This window comes from Pseudomonas sp. FW300-N1A1, from assembly GCF_058789115.1.
Window position 1 is genome coordinate 31,017 of sequence record NZ_JBYTBK010000019.1, and the last position, 24,242, is coordinate 55,258.

A 24,242-nucleotide genomic window follows, 5' to 3' on the forward strand; every position below is an offset into this window, starting at 1 on the left:
GCAAAAAGGCCGCATGAACACGAGGTTCACACGGCCTTTTCGATACCGGCAATCAAGCCATCAAGGCTTGCGCGGGATCATTCCCACTCAATGGTCGCTGGCGGCTTGCTCGACACGTCGTAGGTGACGCGGGAGATGCCTTCGATTTCATTGATGATGCGGCCGCTGACGGTTTCCAGCAGTTCGTAAGGCAGGTGTGCCCAACGCGCGGTCATGAAGTCGATGGTTTCCACGGCACGCAGGGCCACGACCCAGGCGTAACGACGGCCATCACCCACCACACCCACCGATTTCACCGGCTGGAACACCACGAAGGCCTGGCTGACCTTGTGGTACCAGTCGGCCTTGTGCAGTTCTTCGATGAAGATATGGTCGGCACGACGCAGCAGGTCGGCGTATTCCTTCTTCACTTCACCGAGGATCCGCACGCCCAGGCCCGGGCCTGGGAACGGGTGACGGTAGACCATGTCGTACGGCAGGCCCAGTTCCAGGCCCAGACGACGAACTTCGTCCTTGAACAGCTCGCGCAGGGGTTCAACCAGCTTGAGGTTCATTTCTTCCGGCAGGCCACCCACGTTGTGGTGCGACTTGATCACGTGGGCCTTGCCGCTTTTCGCGCCAGCCGACTCGATCACGTCCGGGTAGATGGTGCCCTGGGCCAGGTACTTGATGTTGTCCAGCTTGCAGGATTCGGCATCGAACACGTCGATGAAGGTACGGCCGATGATCTTGCGCTTCTTCTCAGGGTCGGACTCGCCGGCCAGGTTACCGAGGAACTGCTCTTCGGCGTTGGCGCGGATCACCTTGACGCCCATGTTCTCGGCGAACATGGCCATCACTTGCTCGCCTTCGTGCAGACGCAGCAGGCCGTTGTCGACGAAGACGCAGGTCAGTTGATCGCCGATGGCCTTGTGCAGCAGCGCGGCAACCACCGAGGAATCCACACCGCCGGACAGGCCGAGCAGTACGTTGTCGGTGCCGACCTGGGCGCGGATGTTGGCAATCGCGTCTTCAGCAATTTTCGACGGGGTCCACAGGGCTTCGCAGCCGCAGATGTCGAGGATGAAGCGCGACAGGATGCGACCGCCTTGCTTGGTGTGGGTCACTTCCGGGTGGAACTGCACGCCGTAGTAGCCGCGCTCGTCGCTGAACATGCCAGCGATCGGGCAGCTCGGGGTGCTGGCCAGGATGTGGAAGTCTTCCGGCATCTTGGTGACCTTGTCACCGTGGCTCATCCATACGTCGAGGCCGAACAGGCCGTCAGCGTCGATGTGGTCTTCGATGCCGTCAAGCAGGCGGCTCTTGCCGACCACATCAACGCGGGCATAACCGAACTCACGCAGTTCGGAACCTTCCACCTTGCCGCCCAGCTGTTCGGCCATGGTCTGCATGCCGTAGCAGATACCGAAGACCGGTACGCCCAGGTCCCATACCGCTTGCGGTGCACGAGGGCTGTCGGCGACGTGTACGGACTCGGGGCCGCCGGCGAGGATGATCCCTTTTGGCGCGAATTCGCGAATCGCTTCGTCGTCCATGTCGAACGGGTGCAGTTCGCAGTACACGCCGATTTCACGCACGCGGCGGGCGATCAGTTGGGTGTACTGGGAACCGAAGTCGAGGATCAGGATGCGGTGAGCGTGAATGTCGAGGGCCATGATTCAGTCTCGTCTAAGTAATTCAGAAACAGTCGTGATTCAGAAACAACTCGGGGCTGAATAGAACAGCCCCGGTTACTTAACTTTTTGCTTGAAGGCTCAACCTACGCGGTAGTTCGGCGCTTCTTTGGTGATCTGCACGTCGTGAACGTGGGATTCGGCCATGCCAGCGCCGGTGATCCGCACGAACTCAGGCTTGGTGCGCATTTCTTCGATGTTGGCGCTACCGGTGTAGCCCATGGAAGAACGCAGGCCGCCCATCAGTTGATGGATGATGGCGCTCAGGGTGCCCTTGTACGGAACACGCCCTTCGATGCCTTCCGGAACCAGCTTCTCGGCGCCTGCCGAGGAGTCCTGGAAGTAACGGTCGGAGGAACCTTGAGCCTGGGACATGGCGCCCAGCGAACCCATGCCACGGTAAGCCTTGTACGAGCGACCCTGGAACAGTTCGATCTCGCCTGGTGCTTCTTCGGTACCGGCGAACATCGAGCCCATCATCACGCAGGAAGCACCGGCCACGATGGCCTTGGACAGGTCACCGGAGAAACGGATGCCGCCGTCGGCGATCAACGGAACGCCAGTGCCTTCAAGGGCAGCGGCGACGTTGGCGATGGCGCTGATTTGCGGCACGCCGACACCGGCGACGATACGGGTGGTGCAGATCGAGCCAGGGCCGATACCGACCTTGACCGCATCCGCGCCCGCTTCGGCCAGAGCCTTGGCGGCAGCGCCAGTGGCGATGTTGCCGCCGATGACCTGCACTTCAGGGAAATTCTGTTTGACCCAGCGAACGCGGTCGATCACGCCTTTGGAGTGACCGTGGGCGGTGTCGACCACCACCACGTCAACGCCGGCAGCGACCAGGGCTGCAACGCGATCGCCGGTGTCTTTACCGGTGCCGACCGCAGCGCCAACGCGCAGACGACCTTGATCGTCCTTGCTGGCCAGCGGGTAAGCCTTGGCTTTTTCGATGTCGTTGACGGTCATCATGCCTTTGAGGGCGAATTTGTCGTCGACGATCAGCACGCGCTCGATGCGGTGCTTGTGCAACAGCTCGCGGGCGTCGTTCTTGTCGGCGCCTTCCTTGACCGTGACCAGACGCTCTTTAGGCGTCATGACTTCACGGACGGTGGCATCCATACGGTTCTCGAAACGCACGTCACGGGAGGTGACAATGCCGACCAGGTCGCCATCGTGCAGTACCGGAACACCGGAGATGTTGTGCATGCGGGTCAGTTCGAACAGCTCGCGCACCGTGGCGTCAGCCTCGATGGTGATCGGGTCCTTGACCACGCCGGCTTCGTAACGCTTGACCTTGCGCACTTCGGCAGCTTGCTGCTCGATGGTCATGTTCTTGTGGATGATGCCGATACCACCTTCCTGAGCCATGGCGATTGCCAGACGGGCTTCAGTGACGGTGTCCATGGCGGCGGAGACCAGTGGAATATTCAGCTCGATGCCACGGGTAAGACGGGTTTTGAGACTGACTTCGTTAGGAAGCACCTCGGAATAACCAGGCACTAAAAGAATGTCGTCGAAGGTCAGAGCTTCTTGGCTGATACGCAGCATCGCGGGGGCTCCCGAGCGGGAAAATGGAAGCGCGCCATTATACTCAGACACCCCCGCGGGCTCAATGTAAAACTCTGTCTATTATTCGCATTGCTGATGTACGGGGATTTCGTTCTTTGTCGGCGCGGCCGAACGCTGCGCCTGCGGGTATTCAGAGTTCGACTTTCACCCAACTCACCGGCAAATCCAGCCACTCGGCAAACTCATCGATAAAACCTTGCTTGAACCCGGCCTCGGCCCAGTTATTGAAGATAAAGCCCAGGTTGGAAAACCCGCACTCCTGCAGGAACAGGAAGCCATTGATGTCATCTTCATGCCCGCATTCGGGGCAGATGAAGTTATCCGTGCGGCCGGGCATCCAGTCTTCCAGGCTTTCGAACAGTGCTTCGCCGATCTCCTTGCGGCATTCGGCACAACCGGCTTCCTCGAGAAAACCCTTGGCCGGGGTATAGATGCAGCGCTTGGTGATGATTTCCAGGCCGTTGACGGGATCACCGAACGGCAGCGCTTCGGGATGCAGCACCACGGCCCGCGCGCCGGGCGCGATGGCATGGGCCATGCGATTGCCGGTACGGCCGCAGGTGGTGAGTGCCTCCTCAATGATGTTCTTGCGCACCAGCCACCGCACAATCGCCCGCGCCCGGGCCTCATGCACGGGCAGGGTAGAGATTTTCGGGACGATGATGCTTTGGGAATTCATGAGGCGGCCTGCGACTTCTAATAAGGATGTGCTGCGGTATTCGACCTGACGCCAGGGCGGTCGGCAGCATAATCCCTGCCCCGCTCAGGTCAAGTACTCAGGTACCGCCCGATCAACGCAATCCCGCTGGCCAGCACCAGCCAGGTGACCAGTCGCACAAAGGCTTCCCGGGACAACTTCATGGTCAACCGTCGACCAATCCACAGCCCCAGCACCATGGCCGGCAACAAACACAGCGCCAACATCAACAAGGGTAGCTCGGCATACACCCCGGCGATCACGAACAGGCTCAAGCGCACCACCGTGCTGCAACTGATCAGCGCACTTTGCGTGGCCCGGGCTTCGTCCTTGGGCAAGCGACTGTTCAGGTAGATGGCATACAAAAAGCCCCCGCTGCCGAACAGCGCGCCAAACATCCCGCCGACCGTGCCCATGGGCATTGCCCAGACGGCGGACAACTGGGCTGGCCGAGCCTTCACCCACAGGCTATAGACTGCATAGACGCTGATGAACAGCCCCATCAATAACAGCAGCAGGTCGGACTTGAGGTTCAACAGGAAGATCACCCCCAGCGTGCAACCCAGTGCCATGCACGGCAGCAGGCGCAGCAGTTCGGGCCTGGCCACGTCCCGGCGCGAGGGCAGCAGATTGCCAAACGCGGCGACGAAATCCAGCAGCACCAGCAACGGCACAATCTTCGACAACGGCATGAACAGAATCAGCACCGGGCCGGCCACCAGTGCCGTGCCAAAGCCGGCGATGCCAAACACGATATAGGCCAGGACAATCCCCGCGCCGATCACCAGCCAATCCACAGAGCCAAACGGCCATTGCTGCAACAACTCGATAACACTCATTGGTTAAACGTCCTGAATCCAAGGTGAAATGACTTTAGCCAGCGACGAGCCTTGCGACTAATATCTTCAGCGCCATCCACCCATCTCGAAAAGGCATGACTCGTGCTCTCCATCCGCCAACTGCGCTACTTCGTCGAAATTGCAGAAACCGGCAGCTTCAGTGCTGCCGCCGAACGATTGTTCGTGGCCCAGTCGGCCCTGAGCCGACAGATCAAGGAGATGGAGAGCCGACTCAACACCCCGCTGTTCGAGCGCACCGCTCGCCAGCCGAGGCTGACCGCCGCCGGCGAAGCCTTTTACCCTCGGGCCAGAGACCTGCTGATCGAACTGGGCAAAGCCAGCGACATGGCAACCCAGGTGGGCACCGGTCAATTGGGCACCTTGCGCCTGAGCCACTCCAGCACCGTCCCTTTGAGCGGCCGGTTACTCAATGCAATCAGTGGCTATCTGGATCACTGCCCCGGCGTCTCCATGGAGATCGTCAAGCTGTCCTCCGAAGCACAACTCGAAGCGCTGGCCGAAGGCCGCCTGGACGTCGGGCTGCTACGCCTGCCAGTGCTGCGCCAGCGCGAAGGGGTGAGCATTGTCCCGCTGTTCAGCGAACGGTTATTGCTCGCCGTTCCCCCCACTCATCCACTGGCTATCCATCACCCCGAGCAGGCCATCGACCTGGCGCAATTGAAGGACGAAGCCTTTATCTCGATCCCCCATCCGCAGCGCGGCGGGCTCAGCTATTTATCCGCCGAGCTGTGCATGCGCCAGGGCTTTTTCCCCAGGGCAGCCCGCGTGGTGTCGCGCAAAACCACCCAGTTGCAGCTGATTCAGGCCGGTTTCGGGATTGCCTTGTTGCCGGAATCGATGCGCGACATCGCGCCAGCCAACATCCGCTTCCTGCCCCTGGCGGATCCGGATTGCCAGAGCACCGTTGCCCTCGCCTTCGCGCAAAATCCCACGGCGCTGGTCCAGCAGTTCACGCAACACTTCACCCAGTCCTGCGCAAGCTTCTGCGGGAATAGCGCCGACCCCGCTCCCTCAAGGGATTTGCGCTGACTCATGGAGATTGATCGCCGAATGCCTTTAAACTGCGCCCCATGATTAAAGATCCCTTTGCAAGACTCGGCCTGGACCGTGAAGTCCTGACCGTCAGCCAGCTCAACGGCCGCGCGCGGGTGTTGCTCGAAGACGTGTTCAGCAACATCTGGGTCGAAGGCGAAATCTCCAACCTCGCCCGTCCGGCGTCCGGCCATGTGTATTTCACCCTCAAGGACAGTGGCGCCCAGGTGCGTTGCGCGCTGTTCCGGCAGAACGCGGCACGGGTGCGCCAGGCGCTGAAGGACGGCCTGGCGGTGAAGGTCCGGGGCAAGGTCTCGCTGTTCGAAGGCCGTGGCGACTACCAGCTGATTCTCGACACCGTGGAACCGGCCGGTGACGGTGCGCTGCGCCTGGCCTTCGATGCCCTGAAGGAAAAGCTCAGCGCCGAAGGCCTGTTCAGCGCCGAACGCAAGGTAGCGCTGCCGGCGCATCCGCAACGCATTGGTATCATCAGTTCGCCCACCGGCGCGGTGATCCGCGATATCATCAGTGTGTTCCGCCGCCGCGCGCCGCACGTGGCATTGACCCTGATCCCTACCGCCGTGCAGGGCCGTGAAGCCACCGGGCAAATTGTCCGCGCCCTGAAACTGGCCGACGCCCGCGGCTTCGATGCCTTGATCCTGGCCCGTGGCGGTGGTTCGCTGGAAGACCTCTGGTGCTTCAACGAAGAAGCCGTGGCCCGTGCGGTGGACGCCTGCGTCACGCCGATCGTCAGCGCCGTCGGCCATGAAACCGATGTGTCGATCTGCGATTTCGTCGCCGATGTCCGCGCCCCCACGCCGTCGGCCGCCGCCGAACTGCTGGCACCGGACTCCAGCGACCTGCTGCACCGAGTCGAAAGCCTGCACCGCCGACTGGTGATGCGCATGCGCGACCGCCTGATGCGTGACCGCTTGCGCCTGGAAGGCATGGCCCGGCGCTTGCGCCATCCCGGCGAACGCCTGCGTCAGCAGGCACAGCGCCTGGACGATCTGGACATGCGCCTGCGCCGCGCCTTCGAGCGCAACCTCACGGCTCGCCGCGAACGCTTGATCCGCCTGGAAACCCGCCTCGCCGGACAGCACCCGGGGCGGCAACTGGCACTCTTGCGCCAGCGCCTGGACAGCCTCGCCGAACGCCTGCCGCGTGCGATGCGCGAAGGCCTCAAGGCGCGACGCCTGCACCTGCAGACCCAGATGCAAACCCTGCATGTCGTCAGCCCTTTGGCGACACTGGGCCGTGGCTACAGCATTTTGCTCGACGAACGCGGTAACGCGATCCGCAGCGCCGCGCAAACCCACAATGGCCAACGCCTGAAAGCCAGGCTGGGCGAAGGCGAACTGCAGGTCCGGGTCGAAGACAACCATCTGACGCCTGTCACCCTTTCTCTACTGGATTGATCCATGCCGCGTTTTTTCAGTGTTCTCGTTCTGCTGTGCCTGACCTTCAACGCCCACGCCGACAGCTACATCACCCGCCTGCTGAACAAGCCGGTTCCCGGAGGTGTTGCGGTGCTCGACCTGGGCACCTCGGCCCAGGCGCCAAAGGCCAGTTACCAGGGCAACCCGGTGCTGGTGGTCAAGGAGCAGAACAACTGGCTGGCGATTGTCGGCGTGCCCCTGACGGTCAAACCCGGTACCCAGCAAATCAGCAGCGGTGACCGCGCCCTGAGCTTCACTGTCGGTACCAAGCAATACCCGGAGCAACGCATTACCCTGAAGAACACGCAGCAGGTCAACCCGAACCCGGCCAATCTCAAGCGCATCGAGGGTGAACTGGCCGAGCAACTCAGCGCCTACCGCACCTTCAGCCCGAACATTCCGAGCAACCTGCTGCTGGACAAACCGGTCAACGGGCCGCTATCGAGCAAGTTCGGCGTGCGCCGCTTCTTCAACGGCGAAGAGCGTAATCCCCACGCTGGCCTGGACTTCGCAGTGCCGGCCGGCACCCCGATCAAGACCCCTGCGGGCGGCAAGGTGATCCTGATCGGCAACTACTTCTTCAACGGCAACACGGTCTTCGTCGACCACGGACAGGGCTTTATCAGCATGTTCTGCCACATGTCGAAAATCGACGTGAAAGTCGGCCAGCAACTGGCCCGCGGCGGTATCGTCGGTAAAGTCGGCGCCACCGGCCGCGCCACCGGACCACACATGCACTGGAACGTCAGCCTGAACGATGCTCGTGTGGACCCGGCGATTTTCATTGGTGCGTTCCAGCCATAACCCGCCCACAGGGATTGCGCATGACGAACGGTCTGCGCAATACCCAGCAACATTTCCACATAATCCACGAATAAAATCTCGCGAAAAACGACTTTTCGAGTATTCCTCTCAAAGTTTTTCGACTGCTTGCCATCCTTCCTCGCCGCGGTTAGGGTTGAAGGCATGAAAACCTCTCACACCCTCATTCAGCTTCGCCAGCACCGCAGCCTGTGCCTCGTCAGCGCACGACTGCCGGGCTGAATCGCAGTGCCTCGCCCCCGGTTTTATCCCACGTATTTTTGATCCACCGGCAGGCCGCCACTTTTCGGCCAACAGAATAAGGACTTCCCAGATGAGCATGCTCAAAGACCCGTCTTCCAAATACCGCGCGTTCCCGACCATCGACATTGCGGATCGCACCTGGCCGTCGAAGACCATCACCGCCGCGCCGATCTGGTGCAGTTCCGACTTGCGCGACGGCAACCAGTCGCTGATCGAGCCAATGGACGCGGTGAAGAAGCTGCGCTTCTGGAAAACCCTGGTGTCGGTGGGCGTCAAGGAAATCGAAGCCTCCTTCCCGGCAGCCTCGCAAACCGACTTCGACTTCGTGCGAACCCTGATCGAAGACGGCCACATCCCGGACGACACCACCATCCAAGTGCTCACCCAGGGCCGTGAAGACCTGATTGCGCGCACCTTCGAATCCCTTCGCGGGGCGAAAAAGGCCATCGTTCACCTGTATAACGCGACCTCCCCTTCCTTCCGCCGGATCGTCTTCAACCAGGACAAGGACGGCGTCAAGGAAATCGCGGTCAGCGCGGCCAAGCTGTTCGTCAAGCATGCTGCCCAGCAGCCGGAAACCGAGTGGACGTTCGAGTACTCGCCGGAGACCTTCAGCGCCACCGAACTCGAGTTCGCCAAGGAAGTCTGCGACGCGGTGATCGAGGTCTGGAACCCGACCCCCGAACACAAGATGATCCTCAACCTGCCCGCCACCGTTGAGTGCGCCACGCCGAACATCTACGCCGACCAGATCGAGTGGTTCGGTCGTCACATCAACCGTCGTGACAGCGTGATCATCAGCCTGCACACCCACAACGACCGTGGCACTGGCGTTGCGGCCACCGAACTGGGCCTGATGGCTGGCGCCGACCGCGTCGAAGGCTGCCTGTTCGGCAACGGCGAGCGCACCGGCAACGTCGACCTGGTCACCGTGGCCTTGAACCTCTACACCCAGGGCGTCAACCCTGAGCTGGATTTCTCCGACATCGACGGCGTGCGCAAGGTCGTCGAGGAGTGCAACCAGATTGCCGTTCACCCACGTCACCCGTACGTCGGCGACCTGGTCCACACCGCATTCTCTGGCTCGCACCAGGACGCTATCCGCAAGGGCTTCGCCCAGCAGCAACCGGACGCCCTGTGGGAAGTGCCGTACTTGCCGATCGACCCGGCCGACATCGGCCGCAGCTACGAGGCCGTGATTCGCGTCAACAGCCAGTCCGGCAAAGGCGGTATCGCCTACCTGCTGGAACAGGAATACGGCATCAACTTGCCACGCCGCATGCAGATCGAGTTCAGCCAGGTGGTTCAGCGCGAAACCGATCGCCTGGGCCTCGAAATGACGGCCCAGCAGATCCACGCCTTGCTGCACAGCGAGTACTTGCAGGCCAACACCCCGTACGCGCTGGTCAGCCATCGCCTGCAGGAAGAGAACGGCCATAGCTCGGTCGAAGTGGAAGTCTCCAGCAAAGGCCAGGGCGAAACCAACCTGCACTGGCGCGGCAAGGGCAACGGTGCCCTGGAAGCCCTGGTGGCCGGCTTGCCGATCCCGGTGGAAATTATGGACTACAACGAACACGCCATCGGCGCGGGCACCAATGCCAAGGCAGCGGCCTACATCGAACTGCGTGTGAACGGCGAACGTGCAGTGCATGGCGTGGGCATCGATGAAAACATCACCACCGCCAGCTTCAAGGCCCTGTTCAGCGCCCTGAACCGCTCGCTGAGCCAGCCACAGGCCAAGGCGGCGTAACACGATAGCCGAAACGCAAAAGGCCCCGGGGTGTGAACCTCGGGGCCTTTTGCGTTGCTGGAGTGTCCCATTGAGACAAGGGAGCTGTTGTGGCGAGGGAGCTTGCTCCCGCTGGGGCGCGGAGCGCCCCCCTCCTCCCAGAGCCATCAGCACATTCCGTCAGAACGAACTCATCGGCTGCCTTGGACCTGCTTTGCAGGTCAGCGGGAGCAAGCTCCCTCGCCACATGGGGTACTACAGGAACTTGAAGGTATCGGCATCCAGATCAGCCGGGAACCGTGTGCGGTAAGCGGCTAGTTCGGCGGCATCCAGCACCACCTTGAACACCCCATCGGCCTCGCCGGCGCTGAGCAGCGTCTCGCCCTGGTAATCCAGCACCTGGCTGTCGCCGGTATAGGCAAAGCCCTTGCCATCGGTGCCAACACGGTTCACTGCTGCCACGTAGCACAGGTTCTCGATCGCCCGCGCCGGCAATAAGCGGTTCCAGTGCTGACGCCGGGCTCCCGGCCAGTTGGCGGTGTACAGCAACAGGTCGGTGTCGTGTGGATCACGGCTCCAGACCGGGAAGCGCAGGTCGTAGCAAATCAGTGGACGCACCCGCCAGCCCTTGAGTTCGAACTGCACCTGACGCTCACCCGGGGTGAAATGGTTGTGCTCGCCCGCCATGCGGAACAGGTGACGCTTGTCGTAGTGCCAAACCTCGCCATCCGGTCGCGCCCACAATAACCGGTTGCGATGACTGCCATCGGCCGCCTGGACGATCACACTGCCGGTGATCACCGCGCCCAGCTTCGCCGCCTGAGCCCGTAACCATTTACTGGTCGGGCCGTTTTCCGCTTCGGCGAGGGTCTCTGACTCCATGGAGAAACCGGTGGTGAACATCTCCGGCAGGATGATCAGGTCCGCGCCGCGTGCCTGCTCCAGCAACGGCTCGAAATGCTCGAGGTTGGCCTGACGGTCATGCCAGGCCAGCGTGGTCTGGATCAGCGCAACATTAAGATTGGGCAAGGTACTCAGATCACGCATAGTTTTTCCGCTGCCTCACGCAGGGTCTCCTCTCGCTTGGCAAAACACAGGCGCACCAGACGCTGTTCCTGCGGTGGATTCTGGTAGAACACCGACACCGGGATCGCCGCCACACCATGCTCGCGGGTCATCCACATCGCCATGTCGACGTCGTTCAGGTCCGGGCGAATCGCGGAATAGTCGACCAGCTGGAAATAGGTGCCGGCGACCTTGGTAAAACTGAAACGCGAAGGCAGGAGCAAATCGCAGAACAGATCGCGCTTGGCCTGATAGAACGCCGGCAACTCCTCGACATGCTCCGGGTGCTCGGCCATGTAGTCGGCCAAGGCGTACTGCAATGGGGTGACACCGCAGAAACTGACGTACTGGTGCACCTTGCGCAGTTCCGCGGTCAATGCCGGTGGCGCGACCACATAACCGGTCTTCCAGCCGGTGACGTGATAGGTCTTGCCAAACGAGCTGACCACAAAGGCGCGTTGATACAGCTCTTCGTGGGCCAGGACACTGACATGGGGCACGCCATCGAATACCAGGTGTTCGTACACCTCGTCGCTGATCACATAGATGTCGCGGTCGCGGATCAGCTCGGCCAGTTGATCCAGCTCGGCACGGGAGATCAGTGCACCGCTGGGGTTATGCGGCGAATTGAGGATGATCATGCGTGTACGCGGGCTCAGCGCTTCGCGCAGCTTCTGGAAGTCGATGGCAAAGTCCTTCACCCCCAGTTGCACATGCACGCAACGCCCACCCGCCAGCTCCACCGAAGGCTCATAGCTGTCGTAGGCCGGGTCGAAGACGATCACTTCGTCGCCGCTGTGGATAACTGCCTGAATGGCGCAGAAGATCGCCTGGGTGGCACCGGGCGTGATGGTCACCTCGGTGTCGGCATCGACCCTGGCACCGTAGCTGCGGGCAATCTTCGCGGCCACTTGCTCGCGCAGCACCGGCAGGCCGGTCATGGGTGAATACTGGTTGTGGCCACTGGCAATATGCCGCCCCACTGCATCGCGCAGGGCCTGCGGGCCATCGAAATCGGGAAATCCCTGGGACAGGTTCAGCGCACCGGTCTGCGCCGCGAGCTGAGACATTTGGGTGAAGATGGTGATGCCGACATTCGGCAGCTTGCTGGTGATCATCGGTGGGCCCCTGCAGGTGAGCTGCAAGTTTCAAGCGGCAAGCCACAAGCGGTCAAGCGTCAAACCTCCAGGCACAAAAAAGGGCCCCGAAAAGGACCCTTTCTTGGTATCGGTGCGAGCTACAAGCTACAGAGCTGAAGCTGGCAAGTTCTTCACTTGCCGCTTACAGCTTACAACTTGCAGCGGCCCTTTTACCTTTTGTCGCGGCGCTTCTTGTCGGCTTTCTTGTGGTGCGACATCAAGCGACGCTTCTTGTTGACCTGACGGTCGGTGAGCGTGTTCTTGTTGGCTTCGTACGGGTTTTCACCCCCCTTGAACTCGATGCGGATCGGCGTACCGACCAGCTTCAAGACACGACGGTAGGTGTTTTCCAGGTAACGGACGTAAGAGTTCGGAACCTTCTCGACCTGGTTACCGTGGATCACGATCAACGGCGGGTTGGCACCGCCCAAGTGGGCGTAACGCAGCTTGATCCGGCGGTTGTTGACCATCGGTGGCGCGTGCTCGCCAACAGCGTCTTCGAGGATCTGGGTCAGGCGGTTGGTCGGCCAGCGAGTGATCGCCGACTTGAACGAGTTCTGTACCGACTGGTACAGGTTACCCACGCCAGTGCCGTGCAGTGCCGAGATGAAGTGGATGTCGGCGAAGTCGACGAAGAACAGCCGACGCTCCAGCTCGATCTTCACGAAGTCACGTTCCGACGGCGTCATGCCGTCCCACTTGTTCAAGGCGATAACGATGGCTCGACCGGCTTCCAGGGCAAAGCCCAGCAGGTTCAGGTCGTGGTCCACCACGCCCTCACGGGCGTCCATCACAAAGATCACCACGTTGGCGTCTTTGATCGCTTGCAGGGTCTTGACCACCGAGAACTTTTCAACTTCCTCGTTGATCTTGCCGCGCTTGCGCACACCGGCGGTGTCGATCAGCGTGTACTTCTCGTCGTTACGCTCGAACGGGATGTAGATACTGTCGCGCGTGGTGCCGGGCTGGTCATAGACGATCACCCGGTCTTCACCGAGCATACGGTTGACCAGGGTCGACTTGCCAACGTTCGGACGACCGATGATGGCGATCTTGATGCCATCTTTTTCGCTCGGGCCAGGAATGCGCACAGCTTCTTCGCCTTCGGCGACGTCGGCGTTCAGGTCCTCTTCTTCGGTGTCACGCGGGAATTCGCTCAGGGCGGCTTCCAGCAGTGTGTTCACACCGCGACCTTGCGCACCGGCAACACCAATGGCGTGGCCCATGCCCAACGGAGCGAATTCAGCACGGGCCATTTCAGGATCGATGTTGTCGATCTTGTTGGCCACCAGCAGGGAGCGTTTGTTGCGCTTGCGCAAGTGCTCGGCAATCATCTGGTCGGCGGCGGTGAAGCCAGCCTTGGCGTCTACCAGGAACAGAACGACATCGGCTTCTTCGATAGCCAGCAGCGACTGCTGGGCCATCTTTTCGTCCATGCCGTGTTCATCACCGGAAATACCACCGGTGTCGACCAGGATGTAGGAGCGCCCTTGCCACTTTGCCTCACCGTATTGGCGATCACGGGTCAGACCGGAAAGGTCGCCGACAATAGCGTCGCGGCTTTTGGTCAGGCGGTTGAACATGGTGGATTTACCGACGTTCGGTCGGCCCACCAGGGCGATTACGGGAACCATGCGGCTCTCCACTTCGTTATTTCAGAAAATACAAAAGCCGCTGCGAGGCAGCGGCTGGTGCTCGGGGCAGCGCCTGCAAGCGCTGCAAACCCCGGAAATCCGGGGCTGCCTGGGGTATTAACCCCAAGCATAGTCCTTACTTGATGGTCAGGGCTTCCAGTTTGCCGCTGTTGCCATACACATAAATCGTGTCACCCACCACCAGCGGACGGGCACGAAGGCCGTCGCTGTCGATGCGTTCACGGCCGACGAAACGACCGTCCACCTGACTCAGCAGGTGCAGGTAACCTTCCAGGTCACCGACTGCAACGTAGCTGGAGAACACTTCCGGAGCCGACAATTGACGACGGGCCAGCGAATCGTTGCTCCACAATGCCGTGGTGGAACGTTCGTCGACGCCTTCAACCGTGCCCGAAGACAGGCTCACATAGACATTACCGAAACCCTGGGCGACACCGGCATAGCTGGAAGCATCACGCTGCCAGAGCTGGCGACCGCTCTCCATGTCCAGCGCCGCAACGCGACCCTGATAGCTGGCGACGTACAGGGTACCGCCAGACAACAGCAGGCCACCGTCGATGTCGACCACACGATCGAGTTCCGAACGGCCTTGCGGGATCGCGACGCGAGTTTCCCACACCGGCACGCCGTTGGAGATGTTCAGCGCCACGACTTTACCGGTCGACAGACCGGCCAGCGCCAGGCGATTGGTCACGATCGGCGCACTGGTGCCACGCAGGGTCAGTACGGCCGGTGTGCTGTCATACAACCAGCGCTGGTTGCCAGTGGCCGCATCCAGGCCGATCAGGCGATCGTCCTGGGTTTGAACCACCACCACGTCACCGTTGTTCGCAGGCGGCGCCAGCACTTCGCTGGTCACACGAGCGCGCCACTTTTCTTCGCCGTTAATGGCGTCCAAAGCGACCACTTCGCCCTTGAGGGTGCCGATCATTACCAGACCGTAACCCACGCCAACGGCGCCGGAAACAGGCAGTTCAAGATCCTTTTTCCACTTGACGTCACCGTTGCCGCGATCCATCGCCACGACCACGCCGCTGACATCGCCGGCATAGATGGTGTTGCCGTCGATCGCCGGCACCAGCATGTTGTAGGTTTCGCCCTGACCGTCACCGATCGAACGGCTCCACTGCTTTTGCAGGACCACTTCTTCCTTGAAGTCGACCAGCTCCGCCGGTGGCAGTTCTTTTTTGCTGTTGCTGCTGCAACCCGCGGCCAGAACGGCCAGAGCCAGCAATGCTGCATGTTTCCAACGGATCACGTCACGCATCCCCTTTGGCCAGGTCGTCCAGTTTGATTTGCAGGCCGCCTACCGCCGCTTCATCCGACAGCGCCGCCTTGGCTTTTTGATACGCCGCGTGGGCTTCGTCGGTACGGCCCAACTGGACCAGCAGGTCACCCTTGAGCTCTTCACGAGTGGCCAGGAATGCCTTGTCCGCATCGCCTTCGAGCAGTTTCAGGGCCTCATCGACCTTGTTCTGCCCTGCCAACACCTGAGCCAGCCGCTGACGCGCCACTTCACCCAGGGCGGCGTTGGCCGGCTTGTCGGCAACGGCCTTGAGTTCGCGTGCAGCGTCATCGAGCTTGCCGCTGTCGACCGCGACTTTCGCCACGAACAGGCTGCCGTACTGCGCGTAGGCAGTGCCACTGAACTCGCTGTTGAGCTTGTTCGACAGGTCCGCGACACGGGCCATGTCAGGCTTGCCGTCCGGGGTCAGCGTGGTTTCCAGCAATTGCTGATAGAGCATCGAGGCACCTTGCGACTGGTTGCCCTGATATTTCTGGAACGCCTGCCAGCCGAACACGATGACCAGCGCCAACAGGCCGCCAGTGACCAGGGGTTTACCGTTGCGCGTCCACCAGTCCTTCAAATCCGCCAGTTGTTCATCTTCGGTACTCGACACCCCAATACTCCTTATTCGCTAAATCGGCTGTTGGACAGCTTCAACCCTGCACGACGCAGGTGGCCAGGTGAGCGGCGAGCGCATCCCAGGCAATGCTTTGTTGTTCGCCCTGGCCACGCAGGGGTTTGAAACCTACCACTTGCTGGGCCATTTCGTCGTCACCCAGGATCAGTGCGTACAGTGCACCGCTCTTGTCGGCTTTCTTGAACTGGCTCTTGAAGCTACCGGCGCCGGCATTCACTTGCAGGCGCAGGTTGGGCAACTGGTCACGCACCCGCTCGCTCAAGGTCAGGCCGGCCAGCTCGGCCGCTTCGCCGAAAGCGCACAGGTAGACATCGACCTGACGAGAGATTTCCTGCGGGATCTGCTCCAGGGTTTCCAGCAGCAGCACCAGGCGCTCGATACCCATGGCGAAACCAACGCCCGTGGTCGGCTTGCCGCCCATCTGCTCGACCAGGCCGTCGTAACGGCCGCCCGCGCACACAGTGCCCTGGGCACCCAGCTTGTCGGTGACCCATTCGAAAACGGTCTTGCTGTAGTAATCCAGCCCGCGCACCAGCTTCGGGTTGATCACGTAAGGAATGCCGGCGGCGTCCAGGCGAGCCTTGAGGCCTTCGAAGTGAGCGCGCGACTCCTCGTCGAGGTAGTCGGCCATCTTCGGCGCATCGACCAGTACCGCCTGGGTATCGGCGTTCTTGGTGTCGAGTACCCGCAGCGGGTTGGTTTTCAGGCGGCGCTGGCTGTCTTCGTCCAGTTGGTCCAGGCGGGCCGACAGGTACTCGACCAGGGCCTCGCGATAACGACCACGGGATTCGCTGGTACCCAGGCTGTTGAGCTCGAGCTTGACCGCGTCACGAATGCCCAGCTCGCCCCACAGGCGCCAGGTCAGCACGATCAGCTCGGCATCGATGTCCGGACCATCGAGGTTGAAGACTTCAACGCCGATCTGGTGGAACTGGCGGTAACGGCCTTTCTGTGGACGCTCATGGCGGAACATCGGGCCGATGTACCAGAGTTTCTGCACCTGGCCACCGCCCGTGATGCCATGCTCCAGCACCGCGCGCACGCAGGCCGCCGTGCCTTCGGGGCGCAGGGTCAGCGAGTCGCCGTTGCGGTCCTCGAAGGTGTACATCTCTTTTTCGACGATGTCGGTCACTTCACCGATGGAGCGCTTGAACAGCTCGGTGAACTCGACGATCGGCATGCGGATCTGCTTGTAACCGTAGTTATCCAGCAGACGCGAGACGGTGCCTTCGAAATGACGCCACAGCGGGGTCTGTTCGGGCAGGATGTCGTTCATGCCACGAATGGCTTGCAGAGACTTGCTCACAAAAATTCCTTAATTCGTTCGATCAGCCGCGAGCGATGAGCGCTGCGTCAGCTTCGACCTTTTCGGCCGCTTTCTCGCGGATCAAGCGTTCAAGCTCATCCACGAGATTGTCATTCGTCAGTTTCCGCGACGGCTTGCCGTCGATGTAAATCAGGTTCGGCGTACCGCCGGTCAGGCCAATATGGGCCTCTTTGGCTTCGCCAGGACCGTTGACCACGCAACCGATGACCGCCACATCCAGCGGCACCAGCAGATCCTCGAGGCGCCCTTCCAGCTCGTTCATGGTCTTGACCACATCGAAGTTCTGCCGCGAGCAGCTCGGGCAGGCGATGAAGTTGATACCACGGGAACGCAGGTGCAGGGATTTGAGAATGTCGTAGCCGACTTTCACTTCCTCGACCGGGTCGGCCGCCAACGAGATGCGGATAGTATCGCCAATCCCTTCGGCGAGCAGCATACCGAGGCCCACGGCGGATTTCACTGTGCCTGAACGCAAACCGCCGGCTTCGGTGATACCCAAGTGCAGTGGCTGCACGATTTCCTTGGCCAGCAGACGGTAGGCTTCAACGGCCATGAACACGTCGGAGGCCTTCACGCTGACCTTGAAGTCCTGGAAATTCAGGCGCTCAAGGTGCTCGACGTGACGCAAGGCCGACTCCACCAGCGCGGCCGGCGTTGGCTCGCCATATTTCTTTTGCAGGTCTTTTTCCAGGGAACCGGCGTTCACCCCGATACGGATCGGGATCCCGCGGTCGCGGGCCGCATCGACCACCGCACGCACACGGTCTTCGCGACCGATGTTGCCCGGGTTGATCCGCAGGCAATCAACGCCCAGTTCGGCCACGCGCAAAGCGATCCGGTAGTCGAAGTGGATGTCGGCAACCAATGGCACCTTGACCAGTTGCTTGATGCGACCGAAGGCTTCGGCGGCATCCATGTCCGGAACGGAAATCCGCACGATATCGACGCCAGCCGCTTCCAGGCGATTGATCTGGGCCACGGTGGCGGCCACATCGTTGGTATCGCTGTTGGTCATGCTCTGCACAGCGATAGGCGCATCACCGCCCACCGGTACCGAACCGACCCAGATTTTGCGGGATTCGCGACGTTTGATTGGAGATTCGCCGTGCATGACTTATTGACCCAACTTCAGGCGAGCAGTCTCGCCACTGGTGAACGGAGCGACATCGACCGCTTGCCCGTTGTAGCTGATCTGCGCGCCACGGGCAAAGCCCAGGCGTACTGCAAAGGGTGGCTTACCGCTGAGGTCGACGACCTCGCCTTTACGCTTGAGACCGCTCAACAGCACTCTGCCGTTGCCATCGGTGACTTGTGTCCAGCAGTCGGCCACGAACTGGATCCGCACCTGACCGGCGCCGGCTACCGGAGCAGTCGGTGCTACCGTCGGGGCAGCAGGGACTACCGGGACTACCGGGGCTGCCGCGACAGGCGCCGGAGCAACGGCGGCGACGGCCACGACCGGGGCGACTGGTGCCACAGGCGCCACGACAACCGGAGCGGCCGGCGTCACAGACGGGGCTGCCTGGGCCGGTACCTGGGTGTTTTCCTGGACCTCGTCAGTTGTTGCGGCCTCAGGCAATTCCAGCGGTGTGGTGCTTTCAGTCTGGGCTTGTGCCACCGCCTGATCTTCCGGCTCGTCGAGCGGGTGGATCTGCGTGGTGCCATCGGCGCCTTCGACTTCAACATGCTCGGGGTTCAAGCCGATCAAGTCCTTGGTGCGCAGCGAGGTTTGATCCTGCCACCAGACAAAACCGCCACCCACGACGGCGATCAGCAACAACAGGCTGACAATGCGCAAAATGGTGTGGGAAACGCGGCTTGGCTCTTCGATGCGACCCAGGCTGTGTACGTTGCTGCCTTTGGCATCGGTGCCGGTGTGCTGGTCGAATTGTTGAACCAGGACGGCCTGGTCCATGTCGAGCAGTTTGGCGTAAGCGCGGATATAGCCACGGGCAAAGGTGTGCCCTGGCAGCTTGTCGAACGCGCCGGCTTCCAGATTGCTCAGGGAAATCACGGTGAGATTGAGCTTCAGAGCCACTTCGCTCAGCGACCAACCATTGCTTTCACGCCCCTGACGCAGGGTCTGGCCAGGGTTTACGCGAGTCGCTGCTACAACTTCGGGATGCGCCGCTTTCATCATTGCTCCGACAGGTATTGCTGATATTCCGGTGTACCGGGATAGAGTCGTTTTAATTGCAGACCTAAACTGGCGGCCTTGTCACGATCGTCGAACACGCCGGCCAGCCGAACGCCGAGCCATAGACTACGTGCATTTTGCTCCGCGAGCAGGCTAAAACGGTCGTAATAGTCACGCGACGGCACATAATGCCTGTCTTCGAAGGACAACTCAGCCATTTCCAGCAATGCTCGGGGTTGTTGACGATTCAGGCGCAGGGCTTTTTCCAGTTGCTGCCGGGCCAGGTCGCGCTGCCCCAGCATCGCGGCGGTCATGCCCAGGTTCTCGAACACCCGCGAACGTCCAGGGTAAAGGCTATCGGCGGCGGCTTGTTCAAAGCGCTCGTAAGCTTCTTTGTAACGTTTCTCTTCAAAGAGAAAGCTGCCGTAGTTGTTCAGGATACGCGCATCACCCGGACGGGCTGCCAGGGCCTTGCGAAAATGCCGGTCAGCCAGTTCAGGTTCCATTTCGACCTGAAACACCAGGCCCAGGGCCGCATTGGCCTCGGCGTCCGAGCCATCGAGCTCCAGCGCCTTCTTGAGCGGTACCTTGGCCTGCTCGGCCATGCCCTGTTGCAGATACCCCATGCCCAATTGCACGTAGGCAGTGCGCGCCTCGTCACGGCCCTTGCTGGTTTTCATCGGGTCGAAGTCACCCGACAAAACACAGCCAGCCGACAGGCTGGCAAACAGCAAGAGCAGCGCAACGCGCAGGGACATAGAGATCCTCTCTTAGGTACGATTCGCAGCGTCTTGCGCCATATCGCTGTCGGCGCTCAACTCACGCACGGCAATATAACGTTCGCTACGACGGGTGCGATCCAGCACCTGCCCTACCAATTGACCACAGGCCGCATCGATGTCTTCGCCGCGCGTGGTACGCACGGTGACGTTGAAGCCTGCGTGATGCAGTTGATCCTGGAAACGCCGGATGGCGTTGTTGCTCGGACGCTCGTAACCGGAATGCGGGAACGGGTTGAACGGGATCAGGTTGATCTTGCACGGGATGTTCTTGAGCAACTCGATCATTTCAACCGCGTGCTCGACCTTGTCGTTGATGTCCTTGAGCAAGGTGTACTCGATGGTCAGCACGCGCTTTTCGCCCAGGGACGACATGTAGCGCTGGCACGACTCGAGGAGCATCTTAAGCGGATACTTCTTGTTGATCGGCACCAATTGGTTACGCAATGCGTCGTTTGGTGCGTGCAGGGACAACGCCAGGGAGACGTCGATGTGCTTGGACAGCTCATCGATCATCGGCACCACGCCCGAGGTGGACAGGGTCACGCGGCGCTTGGAGATCCCGTAGCCCAGGTCATCCATCATCAGATGCATGGCGGCCACGACGTTGTCGAAGTTCAGCAGCGGCTCACCCATGCCCATCATCACCACGTTGGTGATGGCACGGTCGACGGTTGCCGGGACGCTGCCAAAGGATTTGTTGGCAATCCACACCTGGCCGATGACTTCGGCGGCGGTGAGGTTGCTATTGAAGCCTTGCTTGCCGGTGGAGCAGAAACTGCAGTCCAGGGCACAGCCTGCCTGGGACGAAACGCACAAGGTGCCACGTTTGCCCTGGGGAATGTACACGGTCTCGACGCAGCTACCGGACGCCACGCGCACCACCCACTTACGGGTGCCATCGGTGGAGATGTCCTCGCTGACCACTTCGGGGCCGCGGACTTCAGCAATGGCCTTGAGCTTGTCGCGCAAGGCCTTGCTGACGTTCGTCATGGCGTCGAAATCATCGACACCAAAGTGGTGAATCCATTTCATTACCTGACCGGCACGGAAACGCTTCTCCCCGATTGAGTCGAAGAATTTTTCCATTTCCTGTTGAGTCAGACCCAGCAGGTTGGTTTTTACAGTCGATGTAGTCATGGATTCACCTTCACTCTTAAGCAATGCTTAGCGAGTGGTTACTTCAGTAGCTGCGAAGAAGTACGAGATTTCGCGAGCAGCAGCGGCTTCGGAGTCCGAACCGTGTACAGCGTTGGCGTCGATGGAATCAGCGAAGTCAGCACGGATGGTGCCGGCAGCAGCTTCTTTAGGGTTGGTAGCGCCCATCAGCTCACGGTTCAGAGCGATAGCGTTTTCGCCTTCCAGAACCTGGACAACAACCGGGCCGGAGATCATGAAAGCAACCAGGTCGCCGAAGAAACCACGAGCGCTGTGCTCAGCGTAGAAGCCTTCAGCTTCAGCCTTGGACAGTTGCTTCAGTTTCGAAGCTACAACGCGCAGGCCAGCTTTTTCGAAACGAGTGGTGATCTCGCCGATAACGTTTTTTGCAACAGCGTCAGGCTTGATGATGGAGAAAGTACGTTGAACAGCCATGGTGTAACTCCAGAAACGGTAATTTGCGAAAAATTAAACCCGCGAATTATACGCGGGTTCTTTGGTATTGCCTAACAGCGTACGGTGCGTTCAGTCGGCTTCTTCGATCCAGGCCGCTTGAATCGCTTCAAGCACCTTCTCGCCACCGCGGGTGGGGTCATCACTGAACTCCGGCAATGCCAGCACCCATTGGTGCAGATCGACGAAGTTCACGTAACGCGGGTCCACATCCGGTTTGGATTCAGCCAGCTGGATCGCGATTTCCAGCACATCAACCCATTTAAGACTCATGACAATTCCTTGAATCAGTGCGGCGCTTCGGCAGCATGGTTGAGCGAGTATTTCGGGATTTCGACAGTCAGGTCTTCGGTCCCGACCTTGGCCTGACAGGCCAGGCGCGACACGGCTTCCAGCCCCCAGGCCTTATCAAGATAGTCTTCCTCCAGCTCGTCAGCCTCTTCCAGAGAGTCGAAGCCTTCGCGAATCAGGCAGTGGCAGGTGGTGCAGGCGCAGACGCCGCCACAGGCACTTTCCATCTCGATATGGTGCTCATGAGCCAGTTCGAGGATGGACACACCGGTCTCAGCCTCCACAACCATGCCGTCCGGGCAAAACTTTTCGTGTGGCAGAAAAATGACCTGCGGCATCGTTATTCCTCAATCTCATTCAGGTTGCGCCCCGCCAGAGCGGCTTTCACCGTCGAGTCCAGGCGGCGGGCAGCAAAAGCATCGGTCACTTGCGACAGACGCTTGGTCTGCTGCTCGATGGCATAACCATCGGTACCTTTCATCAGCTCGGCCAGTTCTTGCATCTGCAGTTCGATGACCATGCGTTCTTCGGCGTCGAGCAGACGATCACCGTCCGCATCGAGGGCGCCCTGCACCGCTTCGATCAAGCGCTGGGCATCGACTTGCTGCTCACGCAGCACACGGGCGACCTTGTCGTCGTTGGCGTGCTGGAACGAGTCCTTGAGCATGCGGGTGATTTCGCCGTCGGTCAGGCCGTAGGACGGCTTGACCTGAATGCTCGCCTCGACGCCCGAACCCAACTCACGGGCCGAAACGCTGAGCAGGCCATCGGCGTCGACCTGGAAGGTCACGCGAATCTTCGCCGCACCCGCGACCATGGCCGGAATACCGCGCAACTCGAAGCGCGCCAGCGAGCGGCAATCGCTGATCAGCTCGCGCTCGCCCTGCAGCACATGAATCATCATGGCCGACTGGCCATCTTTATAGGTCGTGAAGTCCTGGGCCCGCGCGACCGGGATGGTGGTGTTGCGTGGAATCACCTTCTCCATCAGGCCGCCCATGGTTTCCAACCCAAGGGACAACGGAATCACGTCAAGCAGCAGCAGCTCGCCACCATCGCGCTTGTTGCCGGCCAGGGTATCCGCCTGGATCGCAGCACCGATGGCCACTACTTGATCCGGGTCGATTTCGGTCAACGGCTGACGACCGAACGCCTCGGCCACGGCCTGGCGCACACGGGGAACGCGGGTCGAACCGCCCACCATCACCACCGCATGCACATCATCCAACTCGATACCGGAGTCGCGAACGGCACGACGGCAAGCCTTGAGGCTGCGGGCGACCATGGGCTCGATCAGCGCATCGAAAGCTTCACGGGTCAGTTCGGCTTTCCAGTCACCGTAAGCGACTTCGACCACCGCGGCGTCCGTCAGGGCTTCCTTGGCCGCGCAAGCGGTTTGCAGCAAGTGGCGCTGCGTGCCCGGATCGAGATCGGCGGACAGACCGGCGCACTCGATGATCCAGCCGGCAATCGCGTGATCGAAGTCATCGCCACCCAGGGCGCTGTCGCCACCGGTAGCCAACACCTCGAACACACCACCGGTCAGGCGCAGAATCGAAATATCGAAAGTGCCGCCACCCAGGTCATAAATGGCGACCAGGCCTTCGGCCTGCTGGTCCAGACCATAGGCCACCGCTGCCGCGGTCGGCTCGTTGAGCAAGCGCAGCACGTTCAGGCCGGCCAGCTTGGCCGCGTCCTTGGTGGCCTGGCGCTGGGCATCGTCGAAATAGGCCGGAACGGTGATCACCGCACCGACCAGCTCGCCACCCAGGGTCGCCTCGGCGCGCTGACGCAGCACCTTGAGGATGTCGGCGGAGACTTCGACCGGGCTTTTCGGCCCCTGCACGGTGTCGATGAACGGCATGTGCGACTCGCCGTCGACGAAGCGATACGGCAGTTGCTCGCCCAGCTGCTTGACGTCGGACAAACCACGACCCATCAAGCGCTTGACCGACAACACCGTGTTCAACGGATCGGCAGCGGCCGCCAGCCTGGCGGACTCGCCCACCTCGACACGGTCGGCGTGATAGCGCACCGCAGACGGCAGGATGACCTGCCCGGCAGCGTCGGCCAGAGGTTCGGAAAGACCACTGCGCAATGCAGCGACCAGCGAATTGGTAGTGCCCAAGTCAATCCCCACAGCCAGGCGACGCTGGTGCGGTTGAGGACTTTGGCCGGGTTCGGCGATCTGCAGTAGGGCCATCGTAATCAGGACTTATCTGTATATCAGGCGTGCAACCTTGGCG

Annotated in this window: 22 protein-coding genes; 4 read left to right on the forward strand and 18 right to left on the reverse strand. The window is 60.9% G+C overall.

All coding sequences use genetic code 11. The features are described from left to right. Positions 1-77 precede the first annotated feature (77 nt). From guaA to AC3WQN_RS14755, 4 genes are all read right to left on the reverse strand, one after another. On the reverse strand, positions 78-1,655 hold the full coding sequence (gene guaA, locus AC3WQN_RS14740; protein WP_103400507.1) for a glutamine-hydrolyzing GMP synthase: 1,578 nt from the start codon (positions 1,653-1,655) through the stop codon (positions 78-80). 99 nt (positions 1,656-1,754) lie between these two features. Beyond that, positions 1,755-3,224: an IMP dehydrogenase gene (gene guaB, locus AC3WQN_RS14745; protein ID WP_103400508.1), complete on the reverse strand. Its 1,470-nt coding sequence runs from the start codon at positions 3,222-3,224 to the stop codon at positions 1,755-1,757. A gap of 151 nt (positions 3,225-3,375) precedes the next feature. After that, positions 3,376-3,924 carry a sugar ABC transporter ATPase gene (locus AC3WQN_RS14750; RefSeq protein ID WP_095147091.1) on the reverse strand — a complete coding sequence of 183 codons (549 nt, stop codon included), beginning with the start codon at positions 3,922-3,924 and terminating at the stop codon, positions 3,376-3,378. 89 nt (positions 3,925-4,013) lie between these two features. Then, positions 4,014-4,781: a sulfite exporter TauE/SafE family protein gene (locus AC3WQN_RS14755; RefSeq protein ID WP_103400509.1), complete on the reverse strand. Its 768-nt coding sequence runs from the start codon at positions 4,779-4,781 to the stop codon at positions 4,014-4,016. 102 nt (positions 4,782-4,883) lie between these two features. Between AC3WQN_RS14755 and AC3WQN_RS14760 the strand changes: the two genes are divergently transcribed. From AC3WQN_RS14760 to leuA, 4 genes are all read left to right on the forward strand, one after another. After that, positions 4,884-5,831: a LysR family transcriptional regulator gene (locus tag AC3WQN_RS14760; RefSeq protein WP_103400510.1), complete on the forward strand. Its 948-nt coding sequence runs from the start codon at positions 4,884-4,886 to the stop codon at positions 5,829-5,831. A 41-nt stretch (positions 5,832-5,872) separates the two neighbouring features. Further along, positions 5,873-7,252, forward strand: a complete 1,380-nt coding sequence (gene xseA / locus AC3WQN_RS14765; protein WP_103400511.1) for an exodeoxyribonuclease VII large subunit — start codon at positions 5,873-5,875, stop codon at positions 7,250-7,252. A 3-nt stretch (positions 7,253-7,255) separates the two neighbouring features. Then, on the forward strand, positions 7,256-8,077 hold the full coding sequence (locus tag AC3WQN_RS14770) for a M23 family metallopeptidase (protein ID WP_103400512.1): 822 nt from the start codon (positions 7,256-7,258) through the stop codon (positions 8,075-8,077). A gap of 331 nt (positions 8,078-8,408) precedes the next feature. Next, positions 8,409-10,088: a 2-isopropylmalate synthase gene (leuA, locus tag AC3WQN_RS14775; RefSeq protein WP_103400513.1), complete on the forward strand. Its 1,680-nt coding sequence runs from the start codon at positions 8,409-8,411 to the stop codon at positions 10,086-10,088. Between the two features lie 234 nt (positions 10,089-10,322). On the opposite strand, the gene AC3WQN_RS14780 is transcribed toward leuA, so the two are convergent. The 14 genes from AC3WQN_RS14780 to hscA form a co-directional block, all read right to left on the reverse strand. After that, positions 10,323-11,114, reverse strand: a complete 792-nt coding sequence (locus AC3WQN_RS14780) for an amidohydrolase (protein ID WP_103400514.1) — start codon at positions 11,112-11,114, stop codon at positions 10,323-10,325. Continuing rightward, positions 11,102-12,250: a pyridoxal phosphate-dependent aminotransferase gene (locus tag AC3WQN_RS14785; RefSeq protein ID WP_103400515.1), complete on the reverse strand. Its 1,149-nt coding sequence runs from the start codon at positions 12,248-12,250 to the stop codon at positions 11,102-11,104. Before AC3WQN_RS14785 ends, AC3WQN_RS14780 begins: the two co-directional genes overlap by 13 nt. Positions 12,251-12,441: 191 nt before the next feature. Next, positions 12,442-13,905 carry a ribosome biogenesis GTPase Der gene (gene der, locus AC3WQN_RS14790; RefSeq protein WP_103400516.1) on the reverse strand — a complete coding sequence of 488 codons (1,464 nt, stop codon included), beginning with the start codon at positions 13,903-13,905 and terminating at the stop codon, positions 12,442-12,444. 136 nt (positions 13,906-14,041) lie between these two features. Continuing rightward, a complete protein-coding gene (bamB, locus tag AC3WQN_RS14795) occupies positions 14,042-15,193 on the reverse strand; it encodes an outer membrane protein assembly factor BamB (protein ID WP_095147101.1) in 1,152 nt (383 codons plus the stop codon). Then, a complete protein-coding gene (locus tag AC3WQN_RS14800; protein ID WP_103400517.1) occupies positions 15,186-15,827 on the reverse strand; it encodes a YfgM family protein in 642 nt (213 codons plus the stop codon). Before AC3WQN_RS14800 ends, bamB begins: the two co-directional genes overlap by 8 nt. A 40-nt stretch (positions 15,828-15,867) precedes the next feature. After that, the gene (gene hisS, locus AC3WQN_RS14805) at positions 15,868-17,157 is read right to left on the reverse strand and encodes a histidine--tRNA ligase (protein WP_095079953.1); all 1,290 of its coding nucleotides are present in this window, start codon (positions 17,155-17,157) and stop codon (positions 15,868-15,870) included. Positions 17,158-17,179: 22 nt separating this feature from the next. Further along, the gene (gene ispG / locus AC3WQN_RS14810; protein ID WP_103400518.1) at positions 17,180-18,289 is read right to left on the reverse strand and encodes a flavodoxin-dependent (E)-4-hydroxy-3-methylbut-2-enyl-diphosphate synthase; all 1,110 of its coding nucleotides are present in this window, start codon (positions 18,287-18,289) and stop codon (positions 17,180-17,182) included. A 3-nt stretch (positions 18,290-18,292) separates the two neighbouring features. Further along, entirely contained in the window at positions 18,293-19,315 is a 1,023-nt protein-coding gene (locus tag AC3WQN_RS14815) for a RodZ domain-containing protein (RefSeq protein WP_103400519.1), read from the reverse strand. After that, the gene (gene pilW / locus AC3WQN_RS14820) at positions 19,315-20,073 is read right to left on the reverse strand and encodes a type IV pilus biogenesis/stability protein PilW (protein ID WP_103400520.1); all 759 of its coding nucleotides are present in this window, start codon (positions 20,071-20,073) and stop codon (positions 19,315-19,317) included. The genes AC3WQN_RS14815 and pilW overlap by 1 nt, the downstream gene beginning before the upstream one ends. A gap of 12 nt (positions 20,074-20,085) precedes the next feature. Beyond that, positions 20,086-21,234, reverse strand: a complete 1,149-nt coding sequence (rlmN, locus tag AC3WQN_RS14825) for a dual-specificity RNA methyltransferase RlmN (protein WP_103400521.1) — start codon at positions 21,232-21,234, stop codon at positions 20,086-20,088. Positions 21,235-21,261: 27 nt separating this feature from the next. After that, positions 21,262-21,687, reverse strand: a complete 426-nt coding sequence (ndk, locus tag AC3WQN_RS14830; protein WP_007916882.1) for a nucleoside-diphosphate kinase — start codon at positions 21,685-21,687, stop codon at positions 21,262-21,264. A gap of 90 nt (positions 21,688-21,777) precedes the next feature. After that, entirely contained in the window at positions 21,778-21,978 is a 201-nt protein-coding gene (iscX, locus tag AC3WQN_RS14835) for a Fe-S cluster assembly protein IscX (RefSeq protein WP_007941386.1), read from the reverse strand. Positions 21,979-21,992: 14 nt separating this feature from the next. Beyond that, positions 21,993-22,334 carry an ISC system 2Fe-2S type ferredoxin gene (gene fdx / locus AC3WQN_RS14840; protein ID WP_095079940.1) on the reverse strand — a complete coding sequence of 114 codons (342 nt, stop codon included), beginning with the start codon at positions 22,332-22,334 and terminating at the stop codon, positions 21,993-21,995. Positions 22,335-22,336: 2 nt separating this feature from the next. Next, on the reverse strand, positions 22,337-24,199 hold the full coding sequence (hscA, locus tag AC3WQN_RS14845; protein ID WP_103400522.1) for a Fe-S protein assembly chaperone HscA: 1,863 nt from the start codon (positions 24,197-24,199) through the stop codon (positions 22,337-22,339). Between the last annotated feature and the right edge of the window lie 43 nt (positions 24,200-24,242).

Excerpts from the sequence above, each read along its gene's own strand:
- guaA (WP_103400507.1), bottom strand. The coding sequence starts at position 1,655 with ATGGCCCTCGACATTCACGCTCACCGCATCCTGATCCTCGACTTCGGT.
- guaB (WP_103400508.1), bottom strand. The coding sequence starts at position 3,224 with ATGCTGCGTATCAGCCAAGAAGCTCTGACCTTCGACGACATTCTTTTA.
- AC3WQN_RS14750 (WP_095147091.1), bottom strand. The coding sequence starts at position 3,924 with ATGAATTCCCAAAGCATCATCGTCCCGAAAATCTCTACCCTGCCCGTG.
- AC3WQN_RS14755 (WP_103400509.1), bottom strand. The coding sequence starts at position 4,781 with ATGAGTGTTATCGAGTTGTTGCAGCAATGGCCGTTTGGCTCTGTGGAT.
- xseA (WP_103400511.1), top strand. The coding sequence starts at position 5,873 with ATGATTAAAGATCCCTTTGCAAGACTCGGCCTGGACCGTGAAGTCCTG.
- AC3WQN_RS14770 (WP_103400512.1), top strand. The coding sequence starts at position 7,256 with ATGCCGCGTTTTTTCAGTGTTCTCGTTCTGCTGTGCCTGACCTTCAAC.
- leuA (WP_103400513.1), top strand. The coding sequence starts at position 8,409 with ATGAGCATGCTCAAAGACCCGTCTTCCAAATACCGCGCGTTCCCGACC.
- AC3WQN_RS14780 (WP_103400514.1), bottom strand. The coding sequence starts at position 11,114 with ATGCGTGATCTGAGTACCTTGCCCAATCTTAATGTTGCGCTGATCCAG.
- AC3WQN_RS14785 (WP_103400515.1), bottom strand. The coding sequence starts at position 12,250 with ATGATCACCAGCAAGCTGCCGAATGTCGGCATCACCATCTTCACCCAA.
- der (WP_103400516.1), bottom strand. The coding sequence starts at position 13,905 with ATGGTTCCCGTAATCGCCCTGGTGGGCCGACCGAACGTCGGTAAATCC.
- bamB (WP_095147101.1), bottom strand. The coding sequence starts at position 15,193 with ATGCGTGACGTGATCCGTTGGAAACATGCAGCATTGCTGGCTCTGGCC.
- ispG (WP_103400518.1), bottom strand. The coding sequence starts at position 18,289 with ATGCACGGCGAATCTCCAATCAAACGTCGCGAATCCCGCAAAATCTGG.
- AC3WQN_RS14815 (WP_103400519.1), bottom strand. The coding sequence starts at position 19,315 with ATGAAAGCGGCGCATCCCGAAGTTGTAGCAGCGACTCGCGTAAACCCT.
- pilW (WP_103400520.1), bottom strand. The coding sequence starts at position 20,073 with ATGTCCCTGCGCGTTGCGCTGCTCTTGCTGTTTGCCAGCCTGTCGGCT.
- rlmN (WP_103400521.1), bottom strand. The coding sequence starts at position 21,234 with ATGACTACATCGACTGTAAAAACCAACCTGCTGGGTCTGACTCAACAG.
- ndk (WP_007916882.1), bottom strand. The coding sequence starts at position 21,687 with ATGGCTGTTCAACGTACTTTCTCCATCATCAAGCCTGACGCTGTTGCA.
- iscX (WP_007941386.1), bottom strand. The coding sequence starts at position 21,978 with ATGAGTCTTAAATGGGTTGATGTGCTGGAAATCGCGATCCAGCTGGCT.
- fdx (WP_095079940.1), bottom strand. The coding sequence starts at position 22,334 with ATGCCGCAGGTCATTTTTCTGCCACACGAAAAGTTTTGCCCGGACGGC.
- hscA (WP_103400522.1), bottom strand. The coding sequence starts at position 24,199 with ATGGCCCTACTGCAGATCGCCGAACCCGGCCAAAGTCCTCAACCGCAC.